General features: G+C 61.7%; 10 protein-coding genes. 8 read left to right on the top strand and 2 right to left on the bottom strand.

Annotated features, from left to right (window positions below):
* Positions 1-30: 30 nt before the first annotated feature.
* The 5 genes from J2045_RS00930 (at position 31) to J2045_RS00910 (ending at position 6299) form a co-directional block, all read left to right on the top strand.
* Entirely contained in the window at positions 31-1053 is a 1023-nt protein-coding gene (locus J2045_RS00930; protein WP_307368157.1) for an ABC transporter permease, read from the top strand.
* Between the two features lie 73 nt (positions 1054-1126).
* Entirely contained in the window at positions 1127-2080 is a 954-nt protein-coding gene (locus J2045_RS00925; RefSeq protein ID WP_307368154.1) for a substrate-binding domain-containing protein, read from the top strand.
* A gap of 139 nt (positions 2081-2219) precedes the next feature.
* On the top strand, positions 2220-3272 hold the full coding sequence (locus J2045_RS00920; protein WP_307368151.1) for a sugar phosphate isomerase/epimerase family protein: 1053 nt from the start codon (positions 2220-2222) through the stop codon (positions 3270-3272).
* Between the two features lie 206 nt (positions 3273-3478).
* On the top strand, positions 3479-4651 hold the full coding sequence (locus J2045_RS00915) for a Gfo/Idh/MocA family protein (protein ID WP_307368148.1): 1173 nt from the start codon (positions 3479-3481) through the stop codon (positions 4649-4651).
* Positions 4652-4925: 274 nt separating this feature from the next.
* On the top strand, positions 4926-6299 hold the full coding sequence (locus J2045_RS00910; protein ID WP_307368144.1) for a GH1 family beta-glucosidase: 1374 nt from the start codon (positions 4926-4928) through the stop codon (positions 6297-6299).
* A 33-nt stretch (positions 6300-6332) separates the two neighbouring features.
* On the opposite strand, the gene J2045_RS00905 is transcribed toward J2045_RS00910, so the two are convergent.
* Positions 6333-6728 (bottom strand): winged helix-turn-helix transcriptional regulator, encoded by a 396-nt coding sequence (locus tag J2045_RS00905; protein WP_307368142.1) that lies wholly within the window; start codon positions 6726-6728, stop codon positions 6333-6335.
* Positions 6729-6890: 162 nt separating this feature from the next.
* Between J2045_RS00905 and J2045_RS00900 the strand changes: the two genes are divergently transcribed.
* The 3 genes from J2045_RS00900 to J2045_RS00890 all read left to right on the top strand — a co-directional run bounded on the left by J2045_RS00900 (position 6891) and on the right by J2045_RS00890 (position 10326).
* Positions 6891-7529, top strand: a complete 639-nt coding sequence (locus J2045_RS00900; protein ID WP_307368139.1) for an NAD(P)H-dependent oxidoreductase — start codon at positions 6891-6893, stop codon at positions 7527-7529.
* A 242-nt stretch (positions 7530-7771) separates the two neighbouring features.
* On the top strand, positions 7772-10006 hold the full coding sequence (locus J2045_RS00895; protein WP_307368136.1) for a putative bifunctional diguanylate cyclase/phosphodiesterase: 2235 nt from the start codon (positions 7772-7774) through the stop codon (positions 10004-10006).
* A 71-nt stretch (positions 10007-10077) separates the two neighbouring features.
* On the top strand, positions 10078-10326 hold the full coding sequence (locus J2045_RS00890) for a hypothetical protein (RefSeq protein ID WP_307368133.1): 249 nt from the start codon (positions 10078-10080) through the stop codon (positions 10324-10326).
* Positions 10327-10350: 24 nt separating this feature from the next.
* Here the strand turns inward: J2045_RS00890 and trhO are convergent, their stop codons facing one another.
* Entirely contained in the window at positions 10351-11295 is a 945-nt protein-coding gene (gene trhO / locus J2045_RS00885; protein ID WP_307368130.1) for an oxygen-dependent tRNA uridine(34) hydroxylase TrhO, read from the bottom strand.
* Between the last annotated feature and the right edge of the window lie 160 nt (positions 11296-11455).

Here is an 11455-nt window from a genome sequence, read left to right as displayed (position 1 = left end):
CACAGGGCGCGCGGGAGGAGACGGGAAGACATGACTGCCGAGACTGAAACGACGACCCCTGGCGCTGGCCCTGGCCGTTCACGCCGCACCTGGCGCGATATCGATCTGCGCGCCGTGGCACCCTTTGCCGCGCTGCTGATCCTGTTGATCGTCGGGGCGCTGGTGAACCCGAATTTCATCGGCCTCACCAACCTCGCCAATGTTGCGACACGCTCGGCCTTCATCGCCATTATCGCCGTCGGTGCGACCTTCGTCATCTCCTCGGGGGATCTTGATCTGTCTGTTGGTTCGATGGTGGCCTTCGTTGCCAGCCTGATGATCCTGTTCATGAATTCCGGCGCCATTGCCGATCCGGGCCTTATGATCGCGTCCGCCATGGCACTCGCCATCATCATCGGGTCGCTCTGCGGGCTCTTGAACGGCTTGATCACCACCGTCGGTAAGATCGAGCCCTTCATCGCCACGCTCGGCACCATGGGCATCTATCGCGGGCTGACCACATGGCTCTCCCAGGGCGGGGCGATCACGCTGCGCGACCCTGTGCAGCAGGAGATCTACCGCCCGGTCTATTTCGGTTCGATCCTCGGTCTGCCGGTGCCGATCGTCGTAATCCTCGTGGTGACCGCGATTGCTGCCGTCATTCTCTACCGCACGCGCTATGGCCGCCATGTGGTTGCTGTCGGCTCAAACCGGGACGTTGCCCGCTATTCCGGCATCGCCGTTGACCGGGTCCGCACCATTGCCTTCGTCATCCAGGGGCTTTGCGTCGCAATCGCCGTGCTCCTCTACGTGCCGCGCCTCGGTTCGACCTCGGCGACCACGGGTATTCTCTGGGAGCTGCAGGCGATCACCGCCGTCGTTGTCGGTGGCACGGCGCTGAAGGGCGGGGCGGGCCGCGTCTGGGGCACGATCTGCGGTGCCTTCATCCTCGAACTCGTCGGCAACATCATGCTGCTGTCGAACTTCATCTCCGAATATCTGATCGGCGCCATCCAGGGCACGATCATCATCATCGCGATGCTCGTCCAGCGGTCGCTGGCGCGCAAGGCGTAGAGAAACGGTCGGGCGCAGGAGGGGCGCCCGGTCCGTCAGTTCAGAGACCCTTTGTCACTTTGGGAGGAAACCAATGCACAAGAAACTGTTGGGCCTTGCTGTCGCCATGACGGCGCTGGCCTCGATCTTCACGGCAGCAGAAGCGCAGGAGACGAAGACCATCGGCGTTTCCATTCCGGCTGCCGACCATGGCTGGACCGCTGGCGTCGTCTATCACGCCAATCGTGTGGCCGAGCTTCTGATGAAGGAGCATCCGGGCCTCAACGTCATCGTCAAGACCTCGGCCGATCCGGCCACCCAGGCCAATGCCATCCAGGATCTGGAAATCCAGGGCATTGATGCGCTCGTCATCCTGCCGACCGATCCGGATCCGCTGGTCAACGCGATGAAGGAAGTGAAGAACAAGGGCCACTTCGTGACGATCGTGGATCGTGCGCCGTCAGCGAACGACAACAGCGTGCGTGACCTCTATGTGGCCGGCAACAATCCGGCGCTCGGCAAGGTTGCCGGCGAATACATCGCCAAGAACTCGCCGGACGCCGAAGTCGTTGTCATTCGCGGTCTGCCGATCCCGATCGACCAGCAGCGCCAGGACGGCTTCGATGAAGGCATCAAGGGTTCCAACGTCAAGGTGCTCGATCGCCAGTTCGGCAACTGGAACCGCGACGATGCCTTCAAGGTCATGCAGGACTACCTGACCAAGTATCCGAAGATCGATGTCGTCTGGTGCCAGGACGACGACATGGCCGTTGGCGTTCTCCAGGCCATCGAACAGGCCGGTCGTACCGACATCCAGTACATCATCGGCGGTGCCGGCTCGAAGGACATGATCAAGAAGGTCATGGACGGCGACAAGATGGTTCCGGTCAACGTTCTCTACCCGCCGTCGATGGTCGGCACGGCCATGGAGCTGACGGCGGCTGCGATCTACGACGCCGTTCCCGTCCACGGCACCTATACGCTCGACGCGACGCTGATCACGCCCGACAACGCGAAGAACTACTACTTCCCGGATTCGCCGTTCTGATCCGAAAGCGAAGCAAAATCAGTCTGCCCGGGTTTTCCCGGGCAGATTTCCGTCTCGGGCATCATTGCCGTTGTGTCGAAATTCCATCTCCTGTAATCGTTAACGGAAACGTTGCAGGAATGCTCAGGGAGGAGAATTCATGAAGACGATCAAGGGGCCGGCGATCTTTCTTGGCCAGTTTGCGGGCGATGCCGCACCGTTCAATACCTGGGATGGAATTACCAAATGGGCGGCCGACAAGGGCTATGTCGGCGTGCAGGTCCCGACCTGGGCCGGCCAGCTGATGGACCTGAAAAAGGCGGCTGAATCCAAGGATTATTGCGACGAACTTGCCGGTGTGGCGCGGAGTAACGGCGTCGAGATCACCGAACTTTCCACCCATTTGCAAGGCCAGCTCGTGGCCGTTCATCCGGCCTATGACGAAGCCTTTGACGGCTTTGCGGCACCCGAAGTGCGCGGCAATCCGAAGGCTCGCCAGGAATGGGCCGTGCAGCAGGTGAAGTATGCGCTGAAGGCTTCGCGCAATCTCGGCATCAAGGCGCATGCGACCTTTTCCGGCGCGCTCGCCTGGCCCTATATCTATCCGTGGCCGCAGCGACCGGCCGGTCTCGTCGAGACTGCCTTTGATGAACTCGCGCGCCGCTGGCTGCCGATCCTCGATTATGCCGAGGAGCAGGGCGTCGACGTGTGTTACGAAATCCATCCGGGCGAGGACCTGCATGACGGCGTGACCTTCGAGATGTTCCTTGAGCGGGTGAAGAACCATCCGCGCGCCAACATGCTCTACGATCCCTCGCATTACGTGCTGCAATGCCTCGACTATCTCGACAACATCGACATCTACAAGGACCGGATCAAGATGTTCCACGTCAAGGACGCGGAGTTCAATCCGACCGGCCGGCAGGGCGTCTATGGCGGCTATCAGGGCTGGGTCAACCGGGCCGGGCGCTTCCGCTCGCTGGGCGATGGTCAGGTCGATTTCGGCGCGATTTTCTCGAAGATGGCAGCGAACGATTTCGACGGCTGGGCCGTTGTCGAATGGGAATGCGCGCTGAAACACCCCGAAGACGGCGCCCGCGAGGGGGCTGAGTTCGTCAAGGCGCATATCATCCGGGTGACGGAAAAGGCGTTTGACGATTTTGCCGCCGGTGGCACGGATGATGCGGCGAACCGGCGGATGCTGGGGCTTTAACTGCTTCTGTCGTTCTGGGGCATGGTACCCCCCTCTGCCCTGCCGGGCATCTCCCCCTCAAGGGGGGGAGACCGCATGCCGCGCCGTTGGCGGGACTTTGATTGAGGCGGGACGTTAACGAACAATCTCCCCCTTGAGGGGGAGATGTCACGACAGTGACAGAGGGGGGTAACCCCACACACCGAGAATCCAGGGAGAAAAACATCATGGCGATCGAAGCAAGCAAATCGGGCGAGCGGACACCGAAGATCCGTCTGGGCATGGTTGGCGGCGGTGCCGGCGCCTTTATCGGCGCGGTGCATCGCATGGCAGCGCGGCTCGATGACCAGTATGATCTCGTTGCCGGTGCGCTGTCCTCGACGCCGGAGAAGTCGGTGGCCTCCGGTCGCGAACTCGGGCTCGATCCCGACCGCTGCTACGGCTCATACGAGGAAATGGCGGAGAAGGAAGCGGCGCGTCCCGATGGTATCGAGGCGGTGTCAATCGTCACGCCCAACCATGTGCATTTCCCGGCGGCCAAGGCCTTTCTCGAGCGCGGCATCCATGTCATCTGCGACAAGCCGCTGACCTCCAATCTCGAAGATGCCAAGGCGCTGAAGGCGGTTGCCGACAAGGCAAAGGCGCTGTTCATCCTGACCCACAATTACACCGGCTATCCGATGGTGCGGCATGCGCGCGAACTCGTGCGCTCCGGCGAGCTCGGCGATATCAGGCTGGTGCAGATGGAATATCCGCAGGACTGGCTGGCCGAGCCGATCGAGCAGACCGGCCAGAAGCAGGCCGCCTGGCGCACCGATCCGAAGCAGTCGGGTGCGGGCGGTTCGACCGGCGATATCGGCACGCATGCCTATAATCTCGGTTCGTTCATTTCGGGCCTCGAACTGGATGAACTGGCCGCCGATGTGCATACTTTTGTCGCGGGCCGCCGTCTCGATGACAATGCCCATGTGATGCTGCGCTTCAAGGGCGGGGCGAAGGGATTGCTCTGGTGCAGCCAGGTGGCGACCGGCAATGAAAACGGGCTGAAGGTTCGGATCTATGGCACCAAGGCCGGTATCGAATGGACGCAGGCCGACCCGAACTATCTCTGGTTCACGCGTCTTGGCGAGCCGAAGCAGTTGATCACGCGCGGCGGGGCAGGGGCGAATGCCGCAGCTGGCCGTGTCACCCGCATTCCCTCGGGGCATCCGGAAGGGTATCTCGAAGCCTTTGCGACGATCTACACGGAAGCGGCAGCCGCCATCAATGCGGCGAAGGCTGGAACTGCTGTCGATTCGGCGGTGGTCTATCCGACAGTCGATGACGGCGTGAAGGGGGTGGCGTTCGTCGAGGCCTGCATCGCCTCGTCGAAGCAGAATGGTGGATGGGTGAAGGTGTAAGCCTACCTCCCCCTTGAGGGGGGAGGTCGCCGCGAAGCGGCGGGTGGGGGTGACAAAGGCCACGAGTTCGGCGTGATTGGTTACGCCGGCCTTCGGCACATCACCCCACCCCGGAGCTGCGCTCCGACCCTCCCCCTCAAGGGGAGGGTGTGAAAACTGCAACGTTGCAGTTTTTTGTTGGCGATGTCTTCACCGCGTCGTTCGATTGCTCTAAACCGCTCATCGACTGACCCGTGGCGGCCCTTCCGCCCAGACCTGACGAAGGATGTGTTCGATGATCGATCCCAAGGCGCTCGCCTCGCGTTTTCCCGGTGACTTCCTGTTCGGGGTCGCGACCGCCTCTTTCCAGATCGAAGGGGCGTCGAAAGCCGATGGGCGCAAGCCCTCGATCTGGGATGCGTTCTCCAACATGCCGGGCCGGGTCTTCGGGCGGCACAATGGTGATATGGCCTGCGATCACTACAACAGGTGGGAAAGCGATCTCGACCTGATCAAGGACATGGGCGTCACCGGTTATCGCTTCTCGATCGCCTGGCCGCGCATCATTCCGGATGGTGCTGGCCCGATCAACGAGAAGGGTCTCGATTTCTACGACAGACTGATCGATGGCTTGAAGGCGCGCGGCATCAAGGCCTATGCGACGCTTTACCATTGGGATCTGCCTCTGGCTCTCATGGGCGAGGGCGGATGGACGGCGCGCTCCACGGCGCAGGCCTTTCAGCGTTACACCAAGGTCGTCATGGAGCGCCTCGGCGACCGGCTGGATGCCGTCGCCACCTTCAACGAGCCCTGGTGTTCGGTCTGGCTCAGCCATCTCTACGGTGTGCATGCGCCGGGCGAACGCAGCATGGATGCGGCCCTTCATGCGCTGCACTATACCAACCTTGCGCATGGTCTGTCGGTTCAGGCAATCCGCGAAATCGCGCCCAATGTCCCGGTCGGGCTGGTGCTGAATGCGCATGAGACACTGCCGGGTTCGGACAGCGCTGCCGACAAGGCTGCTGCCGAGCGGGCGCATCAGTTCCACAATGGTGTCTTCTTCGATCCGGTGTTCAAGGGCGAGTATCCGGCAGAGTTTCTCGCGGCGCTCGGTCATCGCATGCCCAAGATTGAAGAGGGTGACCTTGCCATCATCAGCCAGAAGCTCGACTGGTGGGGGCTCAACTATTACACGCCGATGCGCGTGGCCGATGATCCGACGCCCGGTGCCGAATTCCCGGCCACCGTGGGGGCGCCGCCGGTCTCCAAGGTCAAGACCGATATCGGCTGGGAGGTCTATGCGCCGGCTCTGAAGTCGCTCGTCGAGCGGCTCTATGCCCGCTACGATCTGCCGGTCTGTTACATCACCGAAAACGGTGCCTGCTACAACATGGAGGTCGAGGGGGGTGAGGTCGAGGACCAGCTGCGGCTCGATTATTATGCCGAACATCTCGACAAGGTCGCCGATCTGATCGCCGAGGGCTATCCGATGCAGGGTTATTTTGCCTGGTCGCTGATGGACAATTTCGAATGGGCGGAAGGCTACAAGATGCGCTTCGGCCTCGTGCATGTCGATTACGACACGCAGGTCCGCACCCTCAAGAAGAGCGGCAAGTGGTATCGCGATCTGGCTCTCGAATTCCCCAAGGGTAACTTCAAGGCGGATTGACCGGGCAGGGGGCTCCGGCCCCCATGCTCCTGCTCAGCCGAGCTTGATCAGCTTGTTGCCGGCATCCACCTCGTTGCGGCGGTCGAAGTCCGCGCGGGCCGTCTGGATGCGGTCGTGATGGGTGAAGACCCAGCCGCCGAGTGCCCTGATCGGCTCACCGAAAGAGCGGCCGAGATCGGTCAGCGCATATTCCACTTTCGGCGGGACAGTCGGATGCACGGTGCGCTCGACGATGCCGTCACGCTCCAGTGAACGCAGCGTCAATGTCAGCATGCGCTGTGAGATGCCGACGACCGAGCGCTTGAGATCGGAGAAGCGCTGCGGACCGTCGCCGAGCATCATGATCACCAGAACCGTCCACTTATCACCGAGTCTCGCCAGCATTTCGCTGACGGTCTGGCACTTGGTCGGATCATAGTTGTCGCACATGACGGTTTCCATCGTTTCATCGGTGTAACCTGGTATCAAAAATGTGCCTTCTTGCACAAATTCTCCGGTTCCATATCTAGGCCTGGTTACTAATTGATACCAGACATCGTCGTCCGTGCCAACTCCCAAGGCGCCCCGGCAGGTCCAACCAGGAGCGAGATCATGTCCGCACTGATCGAAAAGCTGAACTGGCGCTATGCCACCAAGAAGATGGACCCGACCAAGGTCGTTTCCGAAGACAAGGTCGAGCGTATCGTCGAGGCGGCTCGCCTCGCGCCGACCTCCAGCGGTCTGCAGCCGTTTGAAGTTTTCGTTGTGACCAACAAGGACGTTCTTGCCCGCATCCAGGAAATCGCCTGGAACCAGGCGCAGGTCACCGAAGGCTCGCATCTGCTCGTCTTCGCCGCCTGGGACAACTATACGCCCGAGCGCATCAACCACATGTTCGACCTCGTCAACGAAGAGCGCGGCTTCACCAATGAAGGCTGGGAAAACTATCGCCAGATGCTGCTCAACAATTACCCGCAGCGCGATGCCCAGGTGAATTTCGAACATGCCGCCCGTCAGGCCTATATCGGCTTTGGCATGTCGGTTGCCGCTGCCGCCTTTGAAGGCGTCGATGCAACGCCGATGGAAGGGTTCGATCCGGTCAAGCTCGACGAAATCCTCGGTCTCAAGGAAAAGGGCCTGCGTTCGGTGACGATCCTGCCGCTCGGCTACCGCGCCGCAGAAGGCGACTGGCTGGTGAACCTGAAGAAGGTTCGCCGCCCGAAGGACCAGTTCGTTTCCGTCGTCGCCTGACGCATCCGATCTGAAGCCGGCGCCTCCAGGCCGGCCCAAGCGAGGGCTCCGGCTATCACCGGAGCCCTTTTTTGCTGGTCGCCTATGTGTCCGGCAGAGCGAACGGGCATGCCCCCTGCCTGTGGTGGTCCATGAGGCTATTGGCCTATTCGGATTAGACAATTTTCTCCATGTGTTCATGATGTTAAGTCAAATTGAACACATTCCTGCCCAAGGTGAGGCTCCATCCTCGGGTAAATCGCATGCGGCTTCACGTTTTGGACAGACGGCTTCGGCCACTTGCGAACCGTCGTGTCGCGGTTGCGGCGCTGCTCGTCGTGTTCGCCTTGATGGCGGTCATGGTCGCATCCATCGTGCTGACAGCCCTTGATCGGGTCGCCCGCTATGCCAACCATCTGGATGAGGAGCGATCACGCGAGACGCTTGTCGGCGCGGTCCAGACCTTCGAGCATCAACTGGGCGCGACACTGCTGGACTATACGGCCTGGGACGATGCCGCCGAGAATGTCTATGTTCATCAGGATATGGCCTGGATGACCAGCAATTTCGGCGACATGACCTTCGACAGTGACCTTTTCGATGTGGCCATCGTGCTCGACCATCAGGGGCGCCCACTGATGGCCTATTCCGATGGCCAGCCTGTCGAGGGCGAGCTGGGAGGGTACCTGACACCCGACCTGATGGGGCTTTTCGACCGCGTCCGCCTTGGCCAGACCGGGCATGTGCCGCAGGCGCTCGGGTTCCTGCGCACGCAAAAGGGCATCGGTGCTGCCGGCGTGGCCCTGATCCGACCGAAGTCCGGTGACATCGGCCAGCCGACCGAAAAACATCTTTATCTCGCTTTCGTCCGACATCTGTCACCACTGACGGTCGAGCGGCTCTCGGAAGCCTACGTGCTGCCCGGGCTCGAACTCGTGCCCCCGTCCTCGCGCAGTACGGCGGTGGAGATCACCGCGCCCTCGGGGCAGGCCATTGCGTCGCTCGCCTGGACCCCTCGCGCTCCGGGGGATCAGAGTCGCAAGCAGGTGGAGCCGCTGATGACGGCGGCCCTCGTCATCGTCACGGTCTACTGCCTCCTCCTCGTGGTCATCGGCAACAGCGAAATGCGACGTGTCAGGGCGGACGAGGCGGATGCGGTCCGGCTGGCCCAGACCGACCGGCTGAGCGGCCTGTTGAACCGCGCGGGTCTGCACCAGCTTCTGGAAGAGGAGGTGCGGCGAGGGCGCGAGACGTCTGCGGATATTGCGCTTCTCTATCTCGACCTCGATGGCTTCAAGGAAGTCAATGATGCCTACGGCCATGCCACAGGCGACCGTTTGATAAGGGCTGTGTCGGCGGGCCTCACGGTGCTGGTCGGAAACGAGGCCGGCCTCGCCCGCATCGGGGGCGATGAGTTCGGCATTGTCCTGTCCGGAGACGACGCACATGAGCGGGCGCTCGCGCTCGCGTCCTCCATTCTCGCCTTCTTCGATCAACCGCTTGCACTTGGCGAAAGAACCGTCGTCGTGGGGTGCAGCATCGGGCTCTGCGTTTCCGAGAATGGCCTCGTCGGAGGTGCGGAGCTGACGCGCCGGGCGGACATGGCCATGTATTCCTCGAAGGATGGGGGGCGCGGTCGCTGGACGGTCTACGACCCCAAGATGGACGAGGAGCGGGAAACGCGCAATCAGATGGAGATCGACCTGCGCGGCGCGATCGGCCGAGACGAGATCGAGGTCGTCTATCAGCCCGTCGTCGATTCCAAGACCTTCGAACTGGTCGGTGTGGAGGCTCTGGCCCGATGGACCCGACGGGGGCATGGACCGGTGTCGCCGGAGCTTTTCATCCCTGTTGCCGAAACCAGCGGGCTGATCGACCAACTGGGGCTCTGCGTGCTGCGCAAGTCGCTGCTGCAATTGCAGGAATGGCCCGGCCTCAAGCTGTCGGTCAATGTTTCACCCGGCCAGTTCCGCGATCCAGCTTTTGTCGATCATGTGGCATATCTGTTCCGCGAAACCGGGATCGACCCAGCGCGCGTAGTGCTGGAAATGACCGAGACCTATTTCGTCCAGAGCCCGGAGCGCGCGCGCCTCGCGCTGGAGCGGCTGCGCAATCTCGGCCTGCGCATCGCACTCGACGATTTTGGCGCCGGCTTCTCCAGTGTCGGTTATCTCCGGCAGTTCGGCTTCGACCGGATGAAGATCGACCGATCGCTGGTGCAGGCCCTGGAGCGTGGGCATCGTGCTGTCGAGATGCTGCAGGCAACCGTCGCGCTCGCCCGCTCCCTGGGCATTCCGGTCACCGCAGAAGGGGTTGAGACGGAGCAGCAGGCGGTCATCCTGCGGCTGGCCGGCTGCGATCAGCTGCAGGGTTATCTGTTCGGACGCCCGCAGGCGCCGGCGGAAATCGCATCGCTGATGCAGCGCCCCATGGAGTTGCGGGCTAAGGCCGCAGAACTCGCCTTCGCGGCCCATCGGAGCGATCGGGCAGAGATCTGAGCTGAACCCGGCATGATCCCGCCGGAACCTGTTGCCGGGTTCGTCTCCCTTTCAGGAAAGGGAGACGAACCATGTTCACCCCCGAGACCTGGTTCACAATCGTCTGCAGCATGATGATCCATGCCGTCATCTTCGGCGTTGGCGCCATTCTCGTTCTGTCGATCCCGGCGCTGGCTGGTCATGCCAAGATCCTGCTGCCGCTCGTCGTTGTGGCAGCCTTTGCCGTCGCTCCGTTCTCCGCGCTGGCCGTGGCGCCGCGCATGCGGCTGCGCAGCTGGGGTCGACGGGACTGGAAGCGCGGCGCCGTGATTTCGGGCTGATGCGAAGGGATTGATCGGCGGCGATCAGCCGCCGATATGCTTTACGCCGCGCTTCCTGGCGAGCGCGATCTGCAGCTGGCGCTGGCGGTAGCGGTCGCGGTCGGCTTCGGTGCGGCTCTCGTAGCAATGGCTGCAGGAGACGCCTTCCTCATAGTGCGGGTGCGTCAGTTCCTCCGCTGTGATCGGGTTGCGGCAGGCGTGGCAGAGCTTGTGGTTGCCCTCTTTCAGGCCATGGGTGACTGACACACGCTCGTCGAAGACGAAGCAGGCGCCATCCCAGAGGCTTTGATCTTCCGGCACTTCCTCCAGATATTTCAGGATGCCGCCCTTGAGGTGGTAGACCTCGTCAAAACCCTGTTGCTTCATGAAGGCTGTCGCCTTTTCGCAACGGATGCCGCCGGTGCAATACATCGCAATCTTCGGCTTGTTGTGCAGGCCGGGATTGTTCTTCACCCAATCCGGGAATTCGCGGAACGTCTTGGTGTTCGGGTCGACCGCACCGTGGAAGATGCCGATCGCCGTCTCATAGTCGTTGCGGGTGTCGATGACGATGGTCTCGGGATCGGAGATCAGGTCGTTCCAGTCCTTCGGATCGACATAGGTGCCGACGATCTCGTTGGGGTCGATGTCCTCGACGCCCATGGTGACGATTTCCTTCTTCAGCCGCACCTTCATGCGCAGGAAGGGCATCTTGGAAGCCCGGCTTTCCTTGTGCTCAAGATTCTTGAATTCCGGCTGGCTGCGTAGGAAGGCCAGAACCTTGGCAATCGCGGCGTCGGTGCCGGAGATCGTGCCGTTGATGCCCTCATGGGCAATAAGCAGCGTACCCTTGACGCCTTCCGCCTTGCAGAGCGCCTCGAGCGGTTCCTGGAAGCTCTCGAAACGCGGAAACTTGGCAAAGTGATAGAGGGCGGCGACGCAAAAGGCGCCGCTTGTCTCGGGGCGTGGGGCTGTCATGTGTTCTGTCATGGCCTGCGAAATACCGCCTCAGCCCCTGCAGCGCAACGGATTTCCGCGTCTGCGGGCAAGTTTGAAAATCGTCAATTGGCAGGGCGGTTGTGGGCGGAGGCGTGACGGCACTGGACAGCACGGATCGGTTTGGTTAGACGGGTGTAACTTTATAACATTA

The sequence above is a fragment of the Peteryoungia aggregata LMG 23059 genome, from assembly GCF_030814435.1.
GTDB lineage: Bacteria > Pseudomonadota > Alphaproteobacteria > Rhizobiales > Rhizobiaceae > Allorhizobium > Allorhizobium aggregatum.
This window is presented reverse-complemented; position numbering and strand designations above follow the sequence as displayed.